Source organism: Paracoccaceae bacterium, from assembly GCA_019454225.1.
Classification (GTDB): domain Bacteria; phylum Pseudomonadota; class Alphaproteobacteria; order Rhodobacterales; family Rhodobacteraceae.
Window position 1 is genome coordinate 257,387 of sequence record CP075370.1, and the last position, 23,957, is coordinate 281,343.

Below are 23,957 nucleotides of genomic sequence, written 5' to 3' on the forward strand. Positions count from 1 at the left end.
CTTCACTCGGCAGGAACGGCCGCGCCGGCACCAACCCTTGCGGGTTGGGCGCGGACGGTCATCCACAGATTGTAGCACATGATGATCGCACCTGTGAGGTACAGCAGCCCGCCGATACCCCGCACGACATACATCGGATACTTGGCCACGACGGTATCGGCGAAGGCGTTCACCAAGAACCCGTTCGCATCGACTTCACGCCACATCAGCCCTTCCATGATGCCGGTCACCCACATCGCCGAGGCGTAGAGAACGATCCCGATGGTTGCGAGCCAGAAGTGCCAGCTGACCAGTCCAAGGCTGTACAGCTGCGGGCGGTTCCAGAGCCGGGGCGTCAGGAAGTACAGCGCGCCGAACGTGATCATGCCGTTCCAGCCAAGGGCACCCGAGTGCACGTGGCCGATGGTCCAGTCGGTGTAGTGCGACAGGCTGTTGACGGCCTTGATGCTCATCATCGGGCCTTCAAAGGTCGACATGCCGTAGAACCCGATCGACACCACCATCATGCGGATCACCGGATCGGTGCGCAGCTTGTCCCAGGCGCCGGACAGCGTCATCAGCCCGTTGATCATGCCGCCCCAGGACGGCATCCACAGGATGACCGAGAACACCATGCCCAGCGTCGAGGCCCAGTCGGGCAGTGCGGTATAGTGGAGGTGGTGCGGACCGGCCCAGATGTACAGGAAGATCAGCGCCCAGAAGTGGATGATCGACAGCTTGTAGCTGAACACCGGGCGCTCGGCCTGTTTCGGCACGAAGTAGTACATCATGCCAAGGAAGCCTGCGGTCAGGAAGAAGCCCACGGCATTGTGGCCATACCACCACTGGATCATTGCATCCTGCACGCCCGACCAGACCTGAACCGACTGCGACCCGAAGATCGACACGGGCACCGCCATGTTGTTCACGATGTGAAGCATCGCGATGGTCACGATGAAGGACAGCAGGAACCAGTTCGCGACGTAGATGTGCGGCTCCTTCCGCTTGATCAGCGTGCCGAAGAACACGGCAAGGAATGCCACCCAGACCACGGCGATCCAGATGTCGATGTACCACACGGTCTCGGCATATTCCTTGCTCTGTGTGCCACCCAGCACATAGGACGTCGCCGCGAGCACGATCATCAGCTGCCAGCCCCAGAACACGAACCAGGCCAGGTTCCCACCCCAAAGCCGAACCGCGCTTGTGCGCTGCACGATGTAGAAGGTGCTCATGATCAGGGCGTTGCCGCCGAAGGCAAAGATCACGGCGGAAGTGTGCAGCGGCCGCAGCCGACCAAAGTTCAGGATACCTTCGGCCCAGCCAAAGTTCAGTTGCGGAAAGGCAAGCTGGAAGGCGATCCACACACCCACCAGAAAGCCCACCACACCCCAGAAGGCGGTTGCGATGACGCCGGCGCGCACCACCCCGTCCATATATTCGTCCGCCCGCGCAGCGGCCTTTGGCTCGCCCATCCCACGCAGCACCCAGATGAATGTGGCGGCAGCCGCCAGCATCACCACCAGGGCGTTGACCAGATAGGCGGCATCACGCGCGTAGTTGGCCGCGATCGCGGCCAGAACCGCGATCAGGCCAAGCACGATCAGTTTCACGTAATCCCACATGCTTCGTCCCTTCGTTCCTGCCGCACCGCAGCCGGCTCGATTCTCTGAATCCTGACCGCAGCTTTCCCGACTGTAGCCGTCATCGCCCGATGCGTCCCTACTCTGCCTTGATCCACATCAACCCGCAGATGCGGCAGGATTGATCCCGGTCAATGCGTCACAAGGTGGCCTGTGGCATATTGGCCCTGTGGAGGTCCCACGGGGGATCAGAAAAACAGGAGGACATCATGGCCTACAGAACCATCCTGACCGTCGCCGCCGATGCTGCTCGGACCGAGCCGCTGGTCGGTGCGGCCGCTGGCGTTGCACGGGCCAATGACGGTCACCTTGATCTTCTGGCGCTCGGGATTGACCGGACACAGGTCGGATATGCCTACGTCGGGGCAGGCCCGATACTACTGCAGGTCGCGCTTGAACGGGCCGAGGCGGACGCCCGGGCGGTCGAACTGGCGTTGCGCAAGGCCGCGGAGGCGCAGGCACCGGGGCTTCGCTGGGCCGCCGACAGCGTTGTCGCGCAGCTTGGCGGGCTTGCGGATCTGATTGCCCTGCGCGCGCGATTTGCCGATCTGGTCATATTGCCGCGCCCCTATGGCGAGGGACGAGGCCCCGAGGACGAAGCGGTTGTCGAGGCAGCGCTCTTCGAAGGCCATGCACCCGTCCTGATCCTCCCCGAACCGTTGCGCGACAAGACGCCGGAAGGGCGGCGCATCGTGCTGGCATGGAACCAGAGCGCCGAGGCAATGGCCGCCACCAGGGCCGCGCTGCCGTTCCTAAGGGCGGCCGAGATGGTTTCGATCACCGTGGTCGACCCGCCCTCCCATGGCCCCGAACGCTCGGACCCCGGCGGATTGCTGTGCCAGATGCTTGTGCGTCATGGTGTCAAGGCCGAGGTGTCGGTTCTTGCCCGCACCATGCCGCAAGTTTCGGACGTGATCGCGCGGCATGCGCGCGACATGGATGCCGACATGATCGTCATGGGCGCCTATGGCCATTCCCGCCTGCGCGAGGCGATCCTGGGTGGTGCCACGCGGAACATGCTGACGGCCGCCGAGATACCCGTTCTGATGGCTCACTAGCCACGCCAGACTCCGGCTCCCTCCGCGCGTGTCGGGCCAAACCTCTGCGGTCACGGACGCGGCCCTGTCGTGTGATCGTCGGCGCCGCCTCTGGCGGGGTCCACCCGCCCGCCCGCACGACCTCGGCAAGCGCCGTGCGAGGCGGAGCCCGTTTCGGCCCCAGATCATGTCGGTCGCCCGATACGCCGAAGCGTCGCGGGCGGATGTGCGTGTCATCCGCAAGCCTGGCGATCAGCCCGCGCCATTGCAGGGGTTGGGCACGGCAGTGGCGGTCGTGGCGTCCATCGCCATGGCACGTCCGACCTGTGATGTCGAAGGGCTTGCCTGGCGCACCAGCGTAGCCAGGCCCGAGAACTGACCATCCGCTATCCCGGGCGGCCGAAAGGTCGGGTCGCGCCGATGCGCCAGCGCGCGGGCGGTGCACCGCGCCCACAATCAGGGGGGGCGTCGCATCTCTCGGTGACGAATTTGGGTTGCGCGCCCGCACGAAGTGAATATATTTACTTTGATATCAAACCACCGAGTGATCCGCAATGCGCCGAGCCGCGACCTGATGACCCTGACACATCTTGGCCGATGCGCCCGAGACCGGGGGCACCCTTGCCGGCGGACCGGGCTTCACCACCCTGCGCGACACCAGGCAAACCATAGCCAATAGGCGAGAAAGGCAGACACCATGACCGATGCTGTGACAGAGAGTGCCATCATGAAGGGCGTGATTCCCTATCTGGGGATCCCTGAAGCGGACAATGCCATCGCGTTCTACAAGACCGCCTTCGGAGCTGTTCTGATGGGCGAAATCGCGCGCGACGATCACGGCCTGATCATGAATGCGACGCTGGTGATCAATGGTGGCGCCCTTATGCTGATGGACCAGATGATGGGGCCGGACGAACCACCGGCCCGCACCGGGATCAACAACACGCTCCAGCTGGTCGTGGACGATGGTGACGCCTGGTGGGATCGCGCGGTCGCCGCCGGTTGCACCGTCACGCAGAGCTTCAAGCTTGAGTTCTGGGGTGATCGCTATGGGCGACTGCGTGACCCGTTCGGCCTTGACTGGGCGATCCTCGAACCGTCGGCTGCGGGTGCGGACAAGGTTGCCGGATGACATCGCGCGATCGCGTTCGCGGCGGCTCCGGTCTGCATGCAAACGGCAACTGACGGATGGGGCACAGATGGCCGCGGTGAAAACTGTTGGCGCGATCGGGCCTACGTGCCGGACCAGGGCGGCCGACGGTTCGGCCGACGCAGATCGAGGAGGGTGATATGACTGACGAGCAGCAGATGATTGCGGGCGCCTCCCGGCGCGTGGTGGATGCCGCACAGGCCGCCGCCGAAATGGCTGCGCTGCGCGCTGCCGAAAAGGCTCATACCCGGGCGGGCGACGCGCTGGCGGCGCAGCGTCGCAGGTTGCCGCTGGTCGAGGTCGACGGCGCCATCCTCTTCCAGGATGAGACCGGAACAAGAACGCTCGTCGACCTGTTCGAAGGGCGAAGCCAGCTCTTGCTGTATCACCACATGCTGCGACCTGCCGACGAACATCCCTGTCCTGGCTGCTCCATGATGGGCGACCAGATTCCACGCCTGGAACATTTGTGGGCGCGCGACACGACGCTTGCCTTCGCCGCCGCAGCACCCGTGGCCGAGTGCCGGACCTATCGTGCCCGTCTGGGCTGGCGGATGCCGTTCTACAGCGAGACAGCCGAGTTCCGGCAGATGCGCGGCGTCGGGACGGGTCATGCCTGGGACGTGTTCCTTCGCGACGGCGGACGGGCATTTGCCACCTACCAGACATCCGCACGCGGGTGCGAGATGCTCGGTTCGGTCTGGGGGCTGCTCGACATCTCGCCTCTCGGACGACAAGAGGACTGGGAGGACAGTCCCTCAGGCTCGCCCCAGACAGGTCCCTATCTCTGGTGGCGGCTGCACGACGAATACGCGGCTGATGCCGACATGTGACGGACAGCAGGTCGCTACCCGCCAGAACGGCCCGGCAGGTTGCGATAGGTGAACCGCGTCACGTCGCCCGACCAGCCCTGTCCGGTCAGGTCATGTGCCACCATTCCGACGAAGGCACCGGTAAAGCTTGCATGTTCGCCGCGCCCGCCCTCGTCCGAGATGAGCGCCGCGTCCAGTTCAGGCCCCACCAGGCCACCGTTCACGATGAACTGCTGGCGCGCGCGGTCGACGGTAACCCCGATGCGCACCGGCCCGTCCGGCACCGGGGCGCTGGCATGAAAGACAAGTCGGAACCGGTCGAAGTCGCCGAGGCAGGAAACGAGCGTCACGACACGCCGCCCTTCCTCACGGGTGAGAAGGGCCGCATGAAACTTGTGACGGTTGTAGTAGGTCGTCAGACCGATAGCCTGTTGCCAGCCGGGCGGATCGGCATCGAACGTCGCCTCTGCCTCATAGATGGCCTCTTCCTGGCGACGTGCGACAAGGGACTGTTCGAACCAGCTGCCAAGGGACTCGCGCCCCGTCATGCGCAGGCATGCCCCTGTCATGGTGAACAGCCGATCCGGAACGGGTGAGCGCAGCCACTGGAACTCGGGCGGCAGCGCCGGCCCCGAGAAGTCGTGGACAATCGGCGGGGTTTCGGTGCGGTCTGCGGCCAGTGGCAGCGCGACCGGCGGCAGCAGCCCACCATCCTTCAGCCAGAGCCAGCCGTCGCGCCACACCACCTCTGCAATGCCCGTCTCGCGGCCCATCTGGCAGGCGCGAACATCCGCGAGCGGACGACCGCACAGAAAGCTGTGCCAGTGCCGCCCGTCATGACCCTCGACATACTGCCCGTGACCGACACGCTGCAGCGCGTGATCGCGATCGAAGCGGGCCGTCATCAGGTGTTTCTGCGGATGCGTTTCGTAGGGTCCCCGGATGTCACGCGAACGGGCCATGGTCACCGCGTGGTCATACCCGGTGCCACCCTCGGCGACAGTCAGGTAGTACCAGCCGTCACGGCGGAACAGATGCGGCGCTTCGGTCAGGCCAAGGTCGGTGCCGGAATAGATTGTCGTCACGGGCCCGATCAGCCCCCGCACGGGATCCCATTCCTGGAGCTCGATCCCGTCGAAGCTGTCGTGTTTGGGGTTGCCGCCCGTGCCGCTGCCACGGTGGTTCCAGCGCATGTTGATGAACCACTTCCGACCGTCATCATCGTGGAACAGCGACGGATCGAAACCCGAGGAATTGACGTAGACCGGATCGGACCAGTCACCATCGACCGCGTCGCATGTGACAATGTAGTTGTGGCTGTCCTTGAACGCGCCATCGAGCCGTTTCACATCGGTGTAGACCAGCCAGAACCGTCCGTCGGCCCAGGACAGGCAGGGTGCCCAGATACCGCAACTGTCCGGGTTTCCGCGCATGTCAAGCTGAGCCGCCCGGCGCAACGGGCGGGACACCAGCCGCCAGTTCACCAGATCGCGGCTATGGTGGATCTGCACCCCCGGATACCACTCGAACGTCGAGGTTGCGATGTAGTAGTCCTCGCCCACCCGGCAGAAGCTTGGATCGGGGTTGAACCCCCGCAGGATCGGGTTCTGGGCGGTCATCTGGGCGCTCCGTCCACAAGTGTGTATGCTACGCTGTCCGCGACGACATTCCTGGAACGGCGGCCGCGCAGGTGCAGCGCCCGTCCGGGCCAGAAAGGTGAAGGATCGACAAGACCGGCGATCACGATACCGGGTCCGGACGTCAGCCGCACGCTCACATGCCCGACCTTCACCTCATCAGCGCCTTCGCATCGGCCGGCGGCATCGCGGCCGGTCTGGTGCAAGTGGTCTGCATCGTGACGAAGGCACCGGTCTCGCCCGATGTCAGGCAGGCCGTCATTACCTCGACCCCGTGCAGCGCCCGGTCGATAGAGCAGCGGGGGTCTCGCCCGGCCGCGATGGCCGCCGCCATGTCGGCAAGCCCTGCCGTGCGATAGTTGGCACGGCCCTGCGGATCGTTGGCCCGTCCAAGCGGATGGTCCCACGGGGCAACCACCGTCACGGAACCATCGCGCCCTGCAAGCTCTATCTGCCCGCCGAAGAAATTCGGGTCGGGCAGGTAGAGCGTACCCTCGGTGCCATAGAGCGACATATGCGTGCGCCGATGGTTCCAGACGTCCCAACTGGCCGAAAGCACAACAGTCGCCCCGTTTTGGAATTCCAGAAGCGCGTGGATGTTCGTCGGCGTCCGGACCGGGATGACCTCGCCCCTGCGCGGATCCGAAAGAATGGTGCGGGTGGGGCTGGCCGAAGATGTCAGCGCGCCAACCCGCCGCACCGGTCCAAGCAGGTTGATCAGGTTCGCAATGTAGTAGGGGCCCACGTCCAGCATCGGTCCGGCGCCTGGCAGGAAGAAGAAGTCGGGATTGGGGTGCCAATGTTCCATTCCGTGCGACATGACCGCCGCATCCCCCGCCGTGACCGTACCGATGCGACCCTCGTCGATCAGGGCGCGGGCCTGCTGGTGCGCCCCGCCGAGGAACGTGTCGGGTGCCGACCCGACCGTCACGCCCCGCTCGCGTGCCAGATCGCGCAGCGCGATCCCGTCAGCCATCGACAGGACCAGCGGTTTTTCCGAGTAGACATGCTTGCCCGCCTCGACCGCGCGGCGTGTGATGGAATAGTGCGCGTCCGGGACGGTCAGGTTGATCACCACATCGACGCCCGGATCGGCCAGAAGATGATCCACCGACTTCGCCGCCACCCCGAACTCTTCGGCCCGCGCGGTCGCCGCAGCCGGATTTGCATCGGCCACTGCACAGAGAGAAAGTCCATGGAACAGCGGTGCCAGCCGCAGGTAGGCGGCCGAAATGTTGCCGCATCCGATGATCCCGATACCGAGGTCATTCATGGTCAGAACCTTTTCGCGGCAGCGATCGACCGGATGGCAAAGCGCCGGTGATCCGATGGGTTGTCGTGCTCCATGACGAAGTGGCGGCAGCCTGCGGCCCGCAACTCCGCCATCAGGGCGGACCAGTCGACCGTACCGTCGCCCAGATCGGCCCAGCCGTCCTCGTCGACCTTCTCTCCCGCAGGTGCAATGTCCTTCACATGGGCGGCGGTGATGCGGTCGCCATGGCGCGCGATCCATTCCAGGGGATCGGCCCCGCCGCGGATCACCCAGGCCGCGTCGATCTCCCATTCCAGCATCGGACCACCCGCCAGTATCTCGGCCATCGGAATCATCCCGTCGGCGGTGGGGCGGAATTCGAAGTCGTGGTTGTGCCAGCCGAACCCGATCCCGGCGGCCCGGTACGGCGCGCCGGCGGCAGCAAGCCGTTCGCCGAACGCCCGCCACCCTGCGGCATCCGCCGGCCGGTCAGGCGCCGCGAGATAGGGGCAGTAGATCCGCTCGATCCCCAGAATGCGGACCAGCGCCAGAACCCTCGCCGGATCGTCCTCCAGCATCGGCAGGCCGAAGTGGGCGGTCGGCATGGCCAGCCGGGCGTCGGCCAGGCCGATGCGCAGCGCCTCGATGGCATCGCTGTCGGCAAGCAGCCCGCCATAACCTTCGACAGCTGCATATCCGGCCTCGGCCAGCATCGAGAGCGTGGCAGTCAGCGGCGGGAAGTTGCGCGAGGAATAGAGCTGATAGGAAAACATGCACTCTCCTTTCGGATCGGCCAACCGGGGCCGCGTGGGTGTATCTGTCGTTGCGTCCGGTGGCATCCTGCCGGATCAGACCCGGATCCCGGATCGCTGGTCGAACACCGAGGCGCTGGCAGGATCGAAGCCGAGGCGGATCGCGTCGCCGTGGCGCACCCGCGCCTGACCGTCCATCCGGAAGCGAAAGTCGGTTCCTGCAACACGGGTCCAGACCAGCGTGTCAGATCCCATCGGCTCGACAAGCTCGACCCGTGCGTCGGTCTGGTATGGCAGGCCGAGCGCTTGATCGCCCACCTCGACATGTTCGGGACGGATGCCAAAGCTTGCATCCGCCGCCCGCGCACCGTTGGCCCAGGGATAGCGGTCCATCGGGATGCGGACATCGCCGATCACGAAGGAACCGGCTTCGATCCGGCCTTCCAGGAAATTCATCTCGGGGCTGCCGATGAATCCCGCAACATATCGGTTCACCGGGCTGTTGTAGATCTCCATGGGCGGCCCAAGCTGCTGGATCACGCCACCCTTCATGATGGCGATGCGGTCGGCCAGGGTCATGGCCTCGACCTGATCATGGGTGACATAGATCATCGTGTTGCCCAGTTTCTGGTGCAGCCGCTTCAGTTCCACCCGAAGGTCGGCCCGCAGCTTGGCATCAAGGTTCGACAAGGGCTCGTCGAACAGGAACACATCAACGTCGCGCACCAGGGCCCGCCCGATGGCGACGCGCTGCCGCTGCCCGCCCGAAAGCGCACCGGGCTTGCGGTGCAGCAGAGGGCCGATCTGCAGGATTTCCGCAGCCCGTGCCACACGCCTCGCGATTTCCTCACGGCTCATCCGGGCGTTCTTGAGCCCGAACGACAGGTTCCCCTCGACCGTCATCTGCGGGTAGAGCGCATAGGACTGGAACACCATGCCGATCCCGCGCTTCGAAGGTTCCTCCCAGGTCACGTTGCGGCCGCCGATGAAGATCTGGCCGTCGGTCGCCTCCAGAAGTCCTGCGATGCAATTGAGCAGCGTCGATTTCCCGCAGCCCGAGGCACCGAGCAGAACCAGGAACTCGCCATCCGCTATCTCGATGTTCATCTTGTCCAGCACCGTGACGGCGCCAAATCTCAGAGTCAGGTCCTTGACGGTCACGGTCACGGGTCAGCCTTTCACCGCCCCCGCCGCGATGCCGCGGACGAAGAGCTTGCCGGATGCAAAGTAGATGATCAGGGGCACCAGGCCGGTCAGCAGCGTGGCGGCCATGTTGACGTTGTATTCCTTCACCCCCTGCACCGAGTTGACGATGTTGTTCAACTGCACCGTCATCGGATAGAGGCTGGGGCGCGTGTAAACCACTCCGAACAGGAAATCATTCCATATTCCAGTGACTTGCAGGATAATCGCGACCACGAAGATCGGCAGTGACATCGGCATCATGATGCGGAAGTAGATGCCCCAGAACCCCGCTCCATCCACCCGCGCGGCCTTGAACAGCTCTTCCGGCAGCGACGAGAAGTAGTTGCGGAACAGCAGCGTCAGGATCGGCATCCCGAATATTGTGTGCACCAGCACAAGCCCCCAGAGGCTGCCGTAGAGCCCCATGTCGCGCAGCAGGATGACCAGGGGGTAAAGCATCACCTGGTAGGGGATGAAGGCCCCGAAGATCAGGATGGTGAAGAAAACGTCGGCGCCCCTGAACCGCCAGTTGGCAAGCGCGTAGCCGTTGACCGAGGCAACCGCGATCGACAGCACCACCGACGGGATCAGGATCTGCACCGAGTTCCAGAATCCGCGCGAAAGCCCGTCGCAGTTCAACCCGGTGCAGGCGGTTGCCCAGGCCTTGACCCAGGGCTCGAAGGTGATCTCGACCGGAGGAGAAAAGATGTTGCCCATCCGGATCTCGGGCATGCCCTTCAGCGAGGTCACGACCATCACGTAGAGCGGCAGAAGATAGTAGACCGATACAAGGATCAGCGTGCCATAGAGAATGATGTTGCGGCGCGACAGGCGCCGCCTTGGGCGGGCACCACGAGGGCCATCAGGGTCGAGGTCAGCCATGCTTCTTGCCCCCGAACTCCAGATAGGCCCATGGGATCAGCACGATAAGCACCGACAGCAGCATCATGGTCGAGGCGGCAAAGCCCTGCCCGAGGTTCTGCGCAAGGAACATGTAGTCATAGACGTATTTTGCAGGCACCTCCGAGGCGTTCCCCGGTCCGCCGCTCGTCTGTGCGACGACAAGATCATAGAGCTTCACGATACCGCTCGCGATGATGACCAGCGTGGTCACAAAGACTGGCCGCATCATCGGGATCACGATGAACAGGTAGGTCTTCCATTTCGGAATCCCGTCCACCCGGGCAGCCTTCCAGATGTCATCGTCGATCCCGCGCAGGCCGGCGAGCATGAGGCACATGACAAAGCCGGTGCCCTGCCAGAGCCCCGCGATCAGCAAGCCGTAGATCACGATGTCCGCATTGTAGAGCGGATCGAAGGTGAACCCCTCCCACCCCATGCCGCGCACAACCGACTGGATGCCGAACTGCGGGTTCAGGATCCATTGCCACACAAGGCCCGTCACGATGAATGACAGGGCGAAGGGATAGAGAAGGATGGTGCGGAACGTATCCTCATACCGGATCTTCTGGTCCAGCAGCACCGCCAGCAGGAAACCGATCACCAGCGTGAAGATCAGCGAGAGCGCTCCGTAGATCAGGATGTTCTCGATCGACACCAGCCAGCGACTGGTCGTCCACAACCGCCTGTACTGGTCCAGGCCCACGAAGTCGGTCCGCGGCAGCAGGCGCGAATTGGTGAACGAATGCACGACGGTCCAGACCGTTCCGCCGACGAACACCACCAACGCCGTCAGGACCATCGGTATCGCCGCGATCTTGCCGTTCAGGTTTCGCAGCAGCGCAGGGGGGCGGCGGTCGTTCGCCATGCGGGGGATCTCCGTGGGATGGGGGCGGCCCTGCGTGGGCCGCCCCGGTGACGCGCGGGGAGGCGCACGTCAGTCGTTGCGGGCGATCTCGACCCACTTCGCGTGGGCGTCCGCAGCCGACATGCTCTGCGATTTCCAGAACTCGACCATCAGGTCGTTGAACTGGTTCTGCGTATCTGCCGTCCAGACCTGATCTGTCGACGGCAGGATATCGCCTTCCGCCAGGATCTTCAGGCCCTTCTTCATGCAGTCATTGGCGGCGTCCAGGTTCACGTCGCCCCGGATCGGCAAGGAGCCCTTCTTGAGGTTGAATGCCACCTGCGCGTCGGCCGAGACCATCACGGATGCCAGTGCCTTCTGCGCCTCTTCCTTAGCCGGGTCGCTCAGCTTCGGAAAGTAGAACGCATCGCCGCCGGTCGAAATCACCTCGTGTACGCCCATGCCCGGCAGGCAGCTATAGTCCTTGCCCGCCACGAGCCCGGCGATCTGGAACTCGCCCTGCGCCCAGTCGCCCATGATCTGACCGGCCGCCTCGCCCGAGATGACAAGGCTGGTCGCCTGGTTCCAGTCCTGCACGGTGGATTTCGCGGCCATGCCGCGGGCGGCTTCGATTGCCTCGAACACCGCCAGCCACTCGGGGCTGGCAGCGGCCTCCATGTCCTTTTCCACATTGACCTTCTTCCACAGGTCGATGCCACCGATGGCAACCTGCAGGGCACCCGCGGCCAGGTTCGACTGCCACGGCTGGTTGCCAAGGGCGAGCGGGATCTTGCCGGCGGCATCGACGGCGGGGGCAGAGGCCACGAACTCTGTCCAGTTGGTCGGCACCGGAAGCCCGAGATCCTCGTAAACCTTGTTCGAAAGCCACAGCCACTGGGGCGAGTGGATGTTGACCGGAACGCAATAGATCCGACCGTCCAAGGTGCAGCTGTCCAGCAGGCTGGCGGGATGGATGAAGTCTTTCCAGCCGTCGCGCTCTGCCACGTCGGTAAGATCCAGCATGAGCCCCGCCTCGACCAGTTCACGTGCCTGCTGGCCGTGGTTGAACTGGGTCGCCCCCATCGGATCGCCGCCGGTGATGCGGCTGATCATGATCGGTCGCGCAGTCCCGCCGCCGCCAGCGATCGCGCCATCGATCCATTTGTGGCCCGAGGCGTCGAAGGCCTTGGCAAACTCGGCGACAGCGGCAGCCTCGCCGCCCGACGTCCACCAGTGGGTGACCTCCAGATCCGTGGCGAAGGCAAGGCTCGGCAGGGCCGCCGACGCGAATAGCGCCGGAGCTAGTTTCAGGGTTCTCATGCGTTCCTCCCGTTTCTAAATCGTTATAGTGATTCCTATAACGTTATAGTTTTCTCGATCAAGACATCTTTTCGCTTGTGGAGAACTGTCGCTCGGGGTTTCTATGCGGCAAGAACCCACCCGGAATGGGCTGGAGCAAACCTGCTGGATCCCCGGATGCCGCGCTGCGGAAACCATCCCAAGATACTTCCCTGCAATCCATTCCTGGAAGCCGGGCGCCATGATCGTGTCGCGGTCGCAGCATCGCGGCGCCGCGCCGAATCGGTGCCGGGTGCCCCGAGATCGGACGCCGTCACATGATCGACCGCACCGACAATCCAGGTTCCGGCCCGACAAGCGATTCGCTGCCCGAGCGTCCGACGCTCAAGACACTGGCGGCGGCCACGGGCCTCGCCATCGCCACCGTCAGCCGCGCGCTGAAGGACGCGCCCGATATCGGGGGCGACACCAAGCAGCGCGTGCGCGAGGCGGCACGGCTGCTCGGCTATCGGCCGAACCGCGCCGGCGTGCGCCTGCGCACCGGCAAGACCAATGTCATCGCCCTTGTCCTTTCCGCCGAACCCGACGTGATGAACCATACCTCGCGGCTGATCTACTCGATTGCGGAGGCACTGCGGGGGACCGCCTATCACCTGATCGTCACGCCGTTCTTTCCCGAACAGGACCCGATGGAACCGGTCCGCTACATCGTCGAGACGGAAAGCGCGGACGGCATCATCCTGAACCAGACGCGGCCAGACGACCCGCGCATCCGCTACATGGCGGAACGCGGCTTTCCCTACGCCACGCATGGCCGCACCGACATGGGGATCGATCACCCCTTTTTCGATTTCGACAACGAAGCCTACGCCCGCATCGGCGTTGCCGCGCTTGTCGAGCGCCGTCGCCGGCGGTTGATGCTGATTCCGCCCCGGCGAGGACAGACCTTTGCCGGTCACATGATCGCGGGGTTTTCCGACGCGGCGGCGGAACTGGGGGTCACCTTTGAAGTCGCCGAGGGCATAACTTCCGACATGCCCGGCAAGGCCGTCGAAGAGGCCGTGCTGGACCGGATGCAAAGGATGCCCCGGCCCGATGGTTTTCTCGTCGGTTCGACCGTGGCTGCGATGGCCGCCATCGCCGGGGCCGAGCGCGCGGGCCTTGTGACAGGCCGTGACTTTGACCTGGTGGCGAAGGAAGCCATCGGGTTCCTGCACCGGTTCCGGCGCGACATCCTTGTCGTGCGTGAGGATGTCGGGCGCGCGGGCGGCTTTGTTGCCCGGGCACTGGTCAAGGCGATCGAGGCGCGCGACCGTGGTGGCCGTGGCACCGATGCCCCGGCCGATGGCCGGTTTCCACCCGGGTCGCAGGGGCTTGAAGTCCCGACACGGGTAGAGACTGCGGAAGACAGCAGCTTCTGATCAACCGCTGCGGCCCCTCAGGACGCAGAGATGTACCGGTCCAGCACCGCGGCCGTTCCGTCCGCCCAGATGTCGGCCAATGCGCGGGCAAATCCCTCGGCAAAGCGGGGATCGCGACCGAGGTCGCCATAGACCTTCGACATCGCCAGCCAGGCGCCGGGGTCGTGCCGTGCGGCGGCGGCGCGTTCGGTCAGCGCCGCCCAGTCGGGGTCATTGGGCGCGATTGCCCGGCCTGCCTCGTCCACGCCCGCGCAATAGCGGCACCACAAGGCCGACAGAAGGACAAGTCCCTCGGCGCCACGCCCCTGTGCCAGCGCATCGCGCAGCGACGGCACGATGAACTTCGGCTGCCTGTTCGATCCGTCGAGGCAAAGCCTGCGCACGGTGTCCGCCACCTCGGGATTGGCGAACCGGTCGAGAATCAGGGTCTTGTAGTCCCACAGGTTCACACCCGGGACCGGCGAGACGCCAGGCACCACCTCGCGGGTCAGAACCGCATCCAGAAAGGCCCGGATGCGGGGCGTCGCCATCGCCTCGTGGACATGCTCGAACCCGAGCAGGCCGGACGGATAGGCCAGGATCGCATGTCCCCCGTTCAGGATGCGGATCTTCATCGCCTCGAAGGCATCGACCCGGTCGGTAAACGTCACCCCCGCCTGTTCCAGCGGTGGCCGACCCTGGGGAAAGTGATCCTCCATCACCCATTGGCGGAAGGGCTCGCAGGTTACCGGGGCGGCATCCTCGATACCCAGGGCCGCCGCCATGGCGCGCTCGCGCGGGCCGGTAGCGGGCGTGATGCGGTCGACCATGCTGTTCGGAAAGGCAACATTCCGCATGATCCAGTCGGCCAGCGCCGGATCGGACAGACCGGCAACCCCGGTCACGGCGTCCCGCGTGACCTGTCCGTTGTGCGGAAGGTTGTCGCAGCTCATCACCGTGAACGGCGGTGCACCACTGTCCCGCCGAAGGCGCAGCGCGGCGACGATGGCGCCAAAGGCTGTGCGCGGGCTGGTCGGATGGTCTGCATCGTGGCGGATATCGGCATGGTCCGGGCTGAAGGTGCCGGTGTCCGGATCGGTGAAATACCCGCCTTCGGTGACCGTCAGCGATACGATGCGGATCGCGGGGTCGGCCATCGCGGCAATCAGCGCCGCGTTGCCGTCCTCTACCGCGACAAAGCCGGTCATGGCCCCGATCACCCGGGCCTGCCGGACGCCGGGCGCCATCTCGATCACGCTCGACATCCAGTCCTGGCCCGCCAGCAGATCGCGCATCGCGGCGTCCCCCGCGCGCACGCCTGCGCCCAGGATGGCCCAGTCGCGCGCAAGGCCCCGGTTCATCAGGTCGTCCAGATAGACGGCCATGTGCGCCCGATGAAAGTTCCCGCATCCGATATGGACGATCCCGGGCGTCAGGCTGGCACGGTCATAGGCCGGAATCGCGACCGCATCGGGCATGGCGGAAAGCGTCGCGTCGGAAATCTTCGTCATCTCAGGCCATCCAGTTTCCGCCGTCGACACCGAAGCATTGCGCCACGATGTAGTCGGCCTCGGGCGTGGCAAGGAACACCGCCATGCCGGTCAGGTCATCCGCGCGGCCCATGCGGCCGAAGGGCACGGCATCCCCCACCAGCCGCTTCTTTTCGCCCGGCGCCCGGCCCTCGTGCCGGGCGAACAGGGCGTCGACATGGTCCCAGTGGTCGCCCGCGACCACCCCCGGCGCGATGGCGTTCACGTTGATCCGGTGGCGGATCAGATCCAGCCCCATCGATTGCGTCAGGCTGATCACCGCCGCCTTGGTCGCGCAGTAGACGGCGACCAGTGCCTCGCCCCGCCGACCGGCCTGGCTGGCCATGTTGATGATCTTGCCGCCATTCCCCTGACCGATCATCACTTTGGCGGCGGCCTGTGTGGTAAACAGCGTGCCCGCGACATTGACGGCGAACAGCCGGTCAAAGGTGGCGCGGCTGATCTCGACCGTCGGTCCGGCATCGAACAGCGCGGCATTGTTGACCAGGATGTCGAGGCCGCCCATCGCGGCCACCGCGTCGCCAACGCCCGCGTCGATGCTGGCGTGATCGGTGACGTCCATCATTATGGCATGCGCGCCGGGGCCGAGGGTCGCGGCCGCCTGCCGCACGGCGTCCTCGTTTACATCGGCAAGCGCGACCTGGGCGCCCTCGGCCAGATAGGCCCGGGCGAAGGCCAGACCGATCCCCCGTGCGGCACCGGTGATCAGCGCGCGTCTGCCTGACAGACGCATCACATCGCACCTCCGTCAGGTCCGAAGCGGTGCAGCTTGCCGGGTTGCGGGGTCAGGCCGACATGATCGCCGTGATGGACCGACACCTCGCCCGAGGCACGCACGTTGATCGCGCCGATCCCGTCCACCATCACCTTCACGAAGGTGTCCGAGCCCAGGTGCTCCGACAGGCCCACGGTGCCTGTCCAGGTGCCTGTGGCACCGATGTCGAGATGTTCGGGGCGGACGCCGATGGTGGCAGCCCCGTGTTTCGCGGCCTCGGGCCCGGTAATGAAGTTCATCTTGGGGCTGCCGATGAAGCCTGCGACGAACAGGTTCTTCGGGCTGCGGTACAGTTCCAGCGGGCTGCCGACCTGCTCGATCCGGCCGGCGTGCAGCACCACGATCTTGTCGGCCATGGTCATCGCCTCGACCTGGTCGTGCGTGACATAGATCATCGTGGTCTTGAGGCTCTGGTGAAGCTCGGTGATCTCCTGCCGCATCGTCACGCGAAGGGCGGCATCCAGGTTCGACAGCGGTTCGTCGAACAGGAAGGCCGCCGGTTCGCGCACGATCGCCCGGCCGATCGCCACCCGCTGCCGCTGCCCGCCCGACAACTGCCCCGGCCGCCGGTCCAGATAGGGTGCCAGGTTCAGCACCTTCGCCGCGGCCTCGACCTTCCGGGTCTGCTCGGCGTCCGAGACGCCTGCCATCTTCAGCGGAAAGGCGATGTTCTTGCGCACCGTCATATGGGGGTAAAGCGCATAGGACTGGAACACCATCGCCAGCCCACGCTTGGCGGGCGGCAGGTCGGTGGCATCCCGGCCGTCGATGGCGATGGTGCCCGAGGTCGTGTCCTCCAGCCCCGCGATCAGCCGCAGAAGGGTGGACTTGCCGCACCCCGAAGGGCCGACGAAGACGACGAACTCGCCATCCTCGATGGACAGGTCGATGCCGGGGATGACATCCACCTCGCCGAAGGACTTGCGCACTTGAGACAGCGTGATCTTGCCCATGATAGCCTCACTTCACCGCGCCGAAGGTCAGGCCGCGGACCAATTGTTTCTGGCTGAACCAGCCAAGGATCAGGATGGGGGCGATGGCCATGGTGCTGGCCGCGCTGAGTTTCGCGTAGAACAGCCCTTCGGGGCTTGAGTAACTGGCGATGAACTGGGTCAGGGGGGCGGCGTTGCGGGTGGTCAGCTGCAGCGTCCAGAACGCCTCGTTCCAGGCAAGGATGATGTTCAGCAGCACGGTCGAGGCGATGCCAGGGATCGCCATCGGTGTCAGGACATACAGGATCTCGGACCGCAGCCCCGCACCGTCCATGCGGGCGGCCTCCAGGATCTCGCCCGGTATCTCCTTGAAATAGGTGTAGAGCATCCAGATCACGATGGGCAGGTTGATCAGCGTCAGCACGATCACCAGGCCGATGCGGCTGTCCAGAAGCCCCAGATCGCGGAAGATCAGGTACATCGGTACCAGAACGCCCACCGCCGGCATCATCTTGGTGGACAGCATCCACATCAGCAGGTCCTTCGTTCGCCGCCCCGGCACGAAGGCCATGGCCCAGGCCGCAGGGATGGCGATGATCACGGCCAGCAGCGTCGATCCGACCGACAGCACGACCGAGTTCCAGAAATGCAGCGCATAGTTCGACCGCCGCTGGACCTCGCCGTAGCTTTCGAACGACCAGTGCGAGGTCAGCACCTGCAGCGGCGCCTTGATCGCATCGCCCTCGGACTTGAAGGACAGGATGAAGGTCCACAGGATCGGCAGGAAGATCACGAAGGCGACCGACCAGGCGGCGGCAGTCACGATCAGGCGGCGGCGGGGGGATGCGGTGCGGGCCATCTGTCACGCCTCCAGGTTCTTGCCGATCATCCGCATCAGGAAGATCGCAACGATGTTCGCCAGGATCACCGCGACGACACCGCCGGCGGCGCCCGCCCCGATGTCGAAGTTCAGAAGCGACTGGGCATAGACCAGGAAGGGCAGGTTGGTGCTGGCCGTACCGGGACCGCCGTTGGTCGTGACAAGGATTTCGGCGAAGATCGACAGCAGGAAGATCGTCTGGATCAGGATCACCACCGTGATCGCCCGCGTCAGATGCGGCACCGTCAGATAGAAGAACCGCGCGATCCACGAGGCGCCATCCATCTCGGCCGCCTCCTGCTGCTCACGGTCAAGGCTTTGCAGCGCCGTCAGAAGGATCAGCGTTGCGAAGGGCAGCCATTGCCAGGCCACGATGACGATGATCGAGGCCAGCGGCGCCGCGGCGAAGAAATCATAGGGCTGCATCCCGAAGGTGCGCGCGATATGCGCGAACATGCCGTTGTTCGGGTTCATGAACATGTTCTTCCAGACCAGCGCCGAGACGGTGGGCATCACGAAGAACGGCGCGATCACCATCACCCGCACCACGCCCTGCCCGAAGAACGGCTGGTCGAGCAGCAGGGCCAGAAGGATGCCGCCGATCACGGTGATGGCCAGCACGGCCAGCACCAGGATCATGGTATTGCCAAGCGCGGCGATGAAGGCCGGATTTGTAAGGAAATACTGATAGTTGTCGAATCCGGTCCAGCCCCGGTTCCCCGACAGCAGCGTGTAGCGCATCGTCGAGAAGTATAGCGTCATGCCCAGCGGCACGACCATCCACAGCAGGAGCAGTGCGACGGCGGGCGAGACCATCAGACGGGCGAGCGTGCGACTCTGGCGGGTTGCCATGGCAGCGCCTCCGGATTGAGGGGAAAGGGAGGGTCGGCAGGAGTTGCCGACCCCCAGTCGCTCGGGAAGGATTACTTGATGTAGCCTGCGCGCGTCATCTCGCGCACCGCGATCTCCTGCGCGGCGGCAAGGGCCGCCTCGGCGGTGGTCGAGCCTGCAAGGGCGGCCGAGAACTGCTGGCCGACGTCGGTCGCGATGCCCTGGAACTCGGGGATCGCTGCGAACTGCACGCCGACATAGGGCACCGGATCGACGGTCGGCGCATTCGGGTCAGCCGTGTTGATCGAGTCCAGCGTCATCTTGGCAAAGGGCACCTTCTGGTACTCGGGGTTCGCGTAGAGCGAGCTGCGGGTACCCGGGGGCACGTTGGCCCAGCCTTCCTTGGATGCCACGAGGTTGGCATAGTCCTTGGACGTCGCCCAGGCGATGAAGGTCTGCGCCGCTTCGGTCTTCTGCGACCCGGCGGGGATCGCGAGGCTCCAGGCCCAGAGCCAGTTGCCGCGCTTGCCAAGTCCGTTGTCCGGCGCGAGCGCAAAGCCCACCTTGTCGGCGACGGTCGATTCCTTGGGGTTCGTCACGAAGGACGCAGCCACGGTGGCGTCGATCCACATGCCGCACTTGCCCTGCTGGAACAGCGCCAGGTTCTCGTTGAACCCGTTGTTCGATGCGCCGGGGGGGCCGTAGTTGTTCATCAGGTCCAGATAGGTGGTAAGCGTCGCCTTCCATGCGTCGCCGTCGAACTGCGGCTTCCAGTTCTCGTCGAACCAGCGGGCACCGAACGAGTTGGACATGGCGGTCAGGAATGCCATGTTCTCGCCCCAGCCGGCCTTGCCGCGCAGGCAGATGCCATACTGTTCCTTGGACTTGTCGGTCATGGCGGCGGCCGCGGTGGCGATGTCGGCCCAGGTGGGGGCATCGGGCATGGTCAGTCCGGCAGCGGCCATCAGATCGGCGCGATACATGACCATCGAGCTTTCGCCATAGAACGGCGCGGCATAGAGCTTGCCGTCGACCGTCAGGCCGCCGCGGATCGCGGGCAGCAGGTCGTCCACGTCATAGGCGGCGTCGAATTCGAGCGGCACGAGCCAGCCGAGGTTGCCCCAGATCGGAACCTCGTAGGTGCCGATGGTCAGCACGTCGAACTGTCCGCCGCGCGTGGCGATATCGGTGGTAACACGCTGGCGCAGGACGTTTTCTTCCAGCGTCACCCAGTCGACGGTGATGTCCGGGTGCGCCGCGTTGAACTCGGCCATCAGGCCCTGCATGCGGATCATGTCGCCGTTGTTCACGGTGGCGACGGTGATGGTTTCGGCCCCGGCTGCGGCGGCAAGCGCGCAGACGGCCGAGGCGCCAAGCAGCGCCCTTACGGTCATTGTCATGTATCCCTCCCTGGGTGTGAGCATATGCTCACCTAGTGGGCAAATGATCATCCGACTCGGCCAACAAGTCAACGGCTATTTCACCGTGCCCGGTTTCTGTGCGAAGGGATCAGCCGAGCAGCGCCTGCGCGGTGGGTTCGTCGGTCACCAGACCATTCAGCAGCCGACCGGCCAGCGCCGCGCGGATCGCCGCCAGCTTTCCCAGCCCCGCAGCCACGCCGACCACCGGCGCCGCGCGCCCGGGTTCGATCCGCACGCCGCCCATGCGATGCGTCAGCGGCGTCTCGATATAGCGGCCGGCGGAATCATAGACCGAGCCCGCGATCTCGCCCGCGGCACCGGCGGTCTGCATCGCCGCCAGTTCCTCGCGCGTGACGAAACCATCCTTGTAGAGCGGCGCGTCATCGCCCATCTGGCCCACGCCCACGAAGCTGACATCGGCCGACTGCGCCAGCCGCACCACCGCCTGAACCGGCGCCAGCGCGTGGAACAGCGCGCGTTCCTGCGGCGTGGCCATCACCACAGGCACCGACATGGGATAGTGCGGCGTGCGCAGGCGGGCGGCGATGCGCAGGATCACATCGAAGAACGTGGCCGAACCGTCGGGCGCGATGTTCCCGATCAGCGACACGACCCGGTGACGCGACGCATCCTGGGCCGCCACCTCATCTGCCATGGCCGAAAGCGACCGGCCGGTGCCGAAGGCTATCACCAGAGGTTCGGGACGGGCGAGATAGCGTTCCAGCACGTCGGCCGCGACGGCAGCCGTGACCCGCGCGGGGTCCGACCCCGCGCCGAGGCCGGGCGCCACGCGCACCTCCAGCAGGGCGAAGCGGCGCGCCAGTTCGGCCTCGAGCCGCAGGCAGGATGACAGGCGATGCTCCAGCCGGACATGGATCAGCCCCTCGGCCATCGCGCGCGCGACCAGCCGCTGCGCCCGTTGCCGCGAAACGCCCATCTCGGCCGCGATCTGGTCTTGCGTCAGCCCGCCGAAATGCGCCAGCCACCCGGCCCGGGCCGCATGATCGAGCTCGCTGGTTTCCGGTTCGAAGACGTTCATCCGGCACTCCGCAGGGTCGGCGCGAGTGTGAAGAATTCCGCGAAGGATGCAAAGCGCCGATCCGCCTTTGCGTCATCGGGTTCGGCCAGGTCGCGGCCCGCAAGATGGCTGCCGCCGGTGAACCGCCACACCTGCATGCCGGCCGCTCGCGCGGCCCGGACGCCGTTGAGACTGTCCTCGATCACCAGGCAGGTGGCAGGATCGGCATCGCAGCAGGCGGCGGCGTGAAGGAACAGGTCCGGCGCGGGCTTGCCGCGCGCCACCTGGCCGGCAGTAAACAGGCGCGGCCCGACAAGACCGCCAAGGCCCACCAGATGCAGCGACATTTCTGCCCGTGCGGTGCTGGACGAGGTTGCGACGCAATAGGGCACCGCAAGCGCCCGGATCACGTCGGTGACACCGTCCATGATCCTCAGATCGGTGCGGAAGGCATCAAGCAGCCGCTGGCGATAGGCGTCCTCGAACGACGGCGGAAGATCGAGATGAAAATCGGTGCGGATCTGCTGCATCACCGTGGGATAGCTGCGCCCGAGGAAGTGCCGCGTCACATAGTCAAGGTCGATCGCCACGCCCAGACGCGCAAGTTCCTGGATCAGCATGCCCGCGCTGATGATCTCGCTGTCGATCAGGACACCGTCGCAGTCAAAGATCACCAGGGTGACCGGAGGTGCCGTTTCGGCCATATGCGGTGTTCCCCGTGCAGCGCGCGGCCCTTGGTAGCGTGGCGGCAGCCTGTCTGTCACCGGTTTCCAGCGCGTTACCGGGTCGTCCCTAGACGCGCAGGCCATCCATGACGCGCACCAGATCCTCGCTGATGCCCGGTTCCGACAGGGCATGCCCGGCCATCGGCACGATGTTCAGCCGGGCCCGAGGCCAGCCGTCGGCCAGGCGCTGCGCCGCGCGGGGCGGGCAGATCATGTCATACCGGCCCTGCACGATATGGGCGGGCAGATGCTCGATCGCCTTGCGGTGGCGCATGATCCAGTCATCGCCGTCAAGGAAGCCCGCATGGGTGAAATAGTGGTTTTCAAGACGGGCAAAGGCGCGGGCATATTCGCTGGGCCCTTCCGAGACCGAGCCGTCGAAATGGATCGAGGCAAGCGCGTTTTCCCAGTTCGCCCAAAGCCTTGCATGGCGCGATTCCTCGATGATGCTGCCCGAGAACAGGCGCTTTGCATAAGCCGCGATCAGGTCGGCACGTTCCGCATCGGGGATCGGCGACACGAAGCGCGCCCAGAGGTCGGGAAAGAAGGCGCCTGCCCCCCCGCCATAGAACCAGCGCAGCTCTGCCTGCGTCATCAGGAACACGCCCCGCAGCACCAGATGCTGCACCCGGTCGGGATGGGTGATGGCATAGACCAGCGCGAGCGTGGCGCCCCAGCTGCCGCCGAACACGATGAAACGGTCGATTCCCAGCGCCTTGCGGATCACCTCGATGTCGCGGACAAGGTGCCAGGTGGTGTTGTTCTCGACGCTGGCATGCGGGCGCGACCGGCCGCAGCCCCGCTGGTCGAACAGCACGATGCGATAGTGCCCGGGATCGAAATAGCGCCGCATCGACGGCGAACAGCCGCCGCCCGGACCCCCGTGCAGTACCAGAACGGGCACACCTTGGGGGTGGCCGCATTGTTCCACATAGATGCGGTGATCATCGCCCATGTCGATCACGCGCTGGTCGAAGGGATCGACCGGCGGGTACAGGAACTCGGATGCGCGCTTTTGGCCTGATCTGTGATCCATCGCCGATCTATATAACGCAAGGTGGCGGCCCTGCCACGGGGCTTTGAGACCGGAGACAGCGATGACAACGATCGACCCCGCCGAAGTGGCGAAATTCGAGGCGATGGCCGCCGAATGGTGGAACCCCCAGGGCAAGTTCAAGCCGCTGCACATGCTGAACCCCTGCCGGCTGGACTATATCACGACCCAGATCGCGGCCGAGTTCGGACGCGATCTTCGGCTGCCCAAGCCCTTTGAGGGATTGAGAATTCTCGACATCGGCTGCGGCGGGGGACTGCTTTCGGAACCGATGGCGCGGCTGGGCGCCGACGTGGTGGGGGCGGATGCGGCGGCGCGCAACATTCCGGTGGCGAAGTTGCATGCCGAGCAGTCGGGGCTGGCGATCGATTATCGCCACACCACCGCCGAGGACATGGCGGCAGCGGGCGAGCGGTTCGACGTGGTGCTGAACATGGAGGTGGTCGAGCATGTGGCCGACCCTCTGGCCTACCTGACCGCGTGCCAGGAATTGATGAAAGATCATGGGCTTATGATCTGCTCGACGCTGAACCGGAACCCGAAATCCTATCTGTTCGCGATCGTCGGGGCCGAGCATGTGATGCGCTGGCTGCCGAAGGGGACGCATGAGTGGAAGAAGTTCATCACCCCGGACGAGCTGTATGGTCTGATCCGCAAGGCAGGACTGACGCCGGTTGACCGGAAAGGCATGGTTTTCAATCCCTTGGGCTGGTCGTGGAGCCTGTCGGACCGGGATCTTTCGGTGAATTACGTGACCGCCAGCGTGAAGGGGCGGCCGCAGGACTGAGGGCCCCGCCACGGGTTTTCGGCGTCTGGAATCCGTCTGGTCCGCGTATGGCATGCGTATGGCATCCGTACCGACAGGGCGCGCGGTGCAA

23 protein-coding genes are annotated in these 23,957 nt (G+C 65.1%); 6 read left to right on the forward strand and 17 right to left on the reverse strand.

Annotated features, from left to right (window positions below; all coding sequences use genetic code 11):
• Positions 1-2 precede the first annotated feature (2 nt).
• On the reverse strand, positions 3-1,604 hold the full coding sequence (gene ccoN, locus KF887_01250) for a cytochrome-c oxidase, cbb3-type subunit I (protein QYK41802.1): 1,602 nt from the start codon (positions 1,602-1,604) through the stop codon (positions 3-5).
• Positions 1,605-1,831: 227 nt separating this feature from the next.
• Between ccoN and KF887_01255 the strand changes: the two genes are divergently transcribed.
• The 4 genes from KF887_01255 (at position 1,832) to KF887_01270 (ending at position 4,642) form a co-directional block, all read left to right on the forward strand.
• Entirely contained in the window at positions 1,832-2,680 is an 849-nt protein-coding gene (locus tag KF887_01255; protein QYK41803.1) for a universal stress protein, read from the forward strand.
• Between the two features lie 166 nt (positions 2,681-2,846).
• The gene (locus tag KF887_01260; protein QYK41804.1) at positions 2,847-3,038 is read left to right on the forward strand and encodes a hypothetical protein; all 192 of its coding nucleotides are present in this window, start codon (positions 2,847-2,849) and stop codon (positions 3,036-3,038) included.
• 318 nt (positions 3,039-3,356) lie between these two features.
• On the forward strand, positions 3,357-3,791 hold the full coding sequence (locus KF887_01265) for a VOC family protein (protein ID QYK41805.1): 435 nt from the start codon (positions 3,357-3,359) through the stop codon (positions 3,789-3,791).
• Positions 3,792-3,949: 158 nt separating this feature from the next.
• The gene (locus KF887_01270; protein QYK41806.1) at positions 3,950-4,642 is read left to right on the forward strand and encodes a DUF899 family protein; all 693 of its coding nucleotides are present in this window, start codon (positions 3,950-3,952) and stop codon (positions 4,640-4,642) included.
• Positions 4,643-4,656: 14 nt separating this feature from the next.
• Here KF887_01270 and KF887_01275 read toward each other — a convergent pair whose 3' ends face one another.
• The 7 genes from KF887_01275 to KF887_01305 form a co-directional block, all read right to left on the reverse strand.
• Positions 4,657-6,240, reverse strand: coding sequence for a glycoside hydrolase family 43 protein (locus tag KF887_01275; GenBank protein ID QYK41807.1), 1,584 nt, complete (start codon positions 6,238-6,240; stop codon positions 4,657-4,659).
• Positions 6,241-6,409: 169 nt separating this feature from the next.
• Entirely contained in the window at positions 6,410-7,531 is a 1,122-nt protein-coding gene (locus KF887_01280; protein ID QYK41808.1) for a Gfo/Idh/MocA family oxidoreductase, read from the reverse strand.
• A gap of 2 nt (positions 7,532-7,533) precedes the next feature.
• Positions 7,534-8,283, reverse strand: coding sequence for a sugar phosphate isomerase/epimerase (locus tag KF887_01285; protein ID QYK41809.1), 750 nt, complete (start codon positions 8,281-8,283; stop codon positions 7,534-7,536).
• Positions 8,284-8,358: 75 nt separating this feature from the next.
• Entirely contained in the window at positions 8,359-9,369 is a 1,011-nt protein-coding gene (locus tag KF887_01290; GenBank protein QYK43382.1) for an ABC transporter ATP-binding protein, read from the reverse strand.
• A gap of 63 nt (positions 9,370-9,432) precedes the next feature.
• On the reverse strand, positions 9,433-10,329 hold the full coding sequence (locus tag KF887_01295; GenBank protein QYK41810.1) for a carbohydrate ABC transporter permease: 897 nt from the start codon (positions 10,327-10,329) through the stop codon (positions 9,433-9,435).
• Complete coding sequence (locus tag KF887_01300) at positions 10,322-11,149, reverse strand: sugar ABC transporter permease (protein QYK43383.1); 828 nt, start codon at positions 11,147-11,149, stop codon at positions 10,322-10,324. The genes KF887_01295 and KF887_01300 overlap by 8 nt, the downstream gene beginning before the upstream one ends.
• Before the next feature lie 135 nt (positions 11,150-11,284).
• A complete protein-coding gene (locus KF887_01305) occupies positions 11,285-12,514 on the reverse strand; it encodes a carbohydrate ABC transporter substrate-binding protein (protein QYK41811.1) in 1,230 nt (409 codons plus the stop codon).
• Between the two features lie 296 nt (positions 12,515-12,810).
• Here KF887_01305 and KF887_01310 point away from each other — a divergent pair, with 296 nt between their 5' ends.
• Complete coding sequence (locus KF887_01310; protein ID QYK41812.1) at positions 12,811-13,914, forward strand: substrate-binding domain-containing protein; 1,104 nt, start codon at positions 12,811-12,813, stop codon at positions 13,912-13,914.
• Between the two features lie 17 nt (positions 13,915-13,931).
• Here the strand turns inward: KF887_01310 and KF887_01315 are convergent, their stop codons facing one another.
• The 9 genes from KF887_01315 to pip form a co-directional block, all read right to left on the reverse strand.
• Positions 13,932-15,371, reverse strand: coding sequence for a mannitol dehydrogenase family protein (locus KF887_01315; protein QYK43384.1), 1,440 nt, complete (start codon positions 15,369-15,371; stop codon positions 13,932-13,934).
• A 34-nt stretch (positions 15,372-15,405) separates the two neighbouring features.
• Positions 15,406-16,176 (reverse strand): L-iditol 2-dehydrogenase, encoded by a 771-nt coding sequence (locus KF887_01320; protein QYK41813.1) that lies wholly within the window; start codon positions 16,174-16,176, stop codon positions 15,406-15,408.
• A complete protein-coding gene (locus KF887_01325; GenBank protein ID QYK41814.1) occupies positions 16,176-17,171 on the reverse strand; it encodes an ABC transporter ATP-binding protein in 996 nt (331 codons plus the stop codon). Before KF887_01325 ends, KF887_01320 begins: the two co-directional genes overlap by 1 nt.
• Positions 17,172-17,178: 7 nt before the next feature.
• Complete coding sequence (locus tag KF887_01330; GenBank protein ID QYK41815.1) at positions 17,179-18,009, reverse strand: carbohydrate ABC transporter permease; 831 nt, start codon at positions 18,007-18,009, stop codon at positions 17,179-17,181.
• Positions 18,010-18,012: 3 nt separating this feature from the next.
• A complete protein-coding gene (locus KF887_01335) occupies positions 18,013-18,882 on the reverse strand; it encodes a sugar ABC transporter permease (protein QYK41816.1) in 870 nt (289 codons plus the stop codon).
• A 71-nt stretch (positions 18,883-18,953) separates the two neighbouring features.
• On the reverse strand, positions 18,954-20,261 hold the full coding sequence (locus tag KF887_01340; GenBank protein QYK41817.1) for a sugar ABC transporter substrate-binding protein: 1,308 nt from the start codon (positions 20,259-20,261) through the stop codon (positions 18,954-18,956).
• A 109-nt stretch (positions 20,262-20,370) separates the two neighbouring features.
• Entirely contained in the window at positions 20,371-21,321 is a 951-nt protein-coding gene (locus KF887_01345; protein QYK41818.1) for a MarR family transcriptional regulator, read from the reverse strand.
• A complete protein-coding gene (locus KF887_01350) occupies positions 21,318-22,004 on the reverse strand; it encodes an HAD family hydrolase (protein ID QYK41819.1) in 687 nt (228 codons plus the stop codon). Before KF887_01350 ends, KF887_01345 begins: the two co-directional genes overlap by 4 nt.
• Before the next feature lie 88 nt (positions 22,005-22,092).
• A complete protein-coding gene (pip, locus tag KF887_01355) occupies positions 22,093-23,061 on the reverse strand; it encodes a prolyl aminopeptidase (protein ID QYK41820.1) in 969 nt (322 codons plus the stop codon).
• A 61-nt stretch (positions 23,062-23,122) separates the two neighbouring features.
• Between pip and ubiG the strand changes: the two genes are divergently transcribed.
• Positions 23,123-23,866, forward strand: coding sequence for a bifunctional 2-polyprenyl-6-hydroxyphenol methylase/3-demethylubiquinol 3-O-methyltransferase UbiG (ubiG, locus tag KF887_01360; protein QYK41821.1), 744 nt, complete (start codon positions 23,123-23,125; stop codon positions 23,864-23,866).
• Positions 23,867-23,957 lie beyond the last annotated feature (91 nt).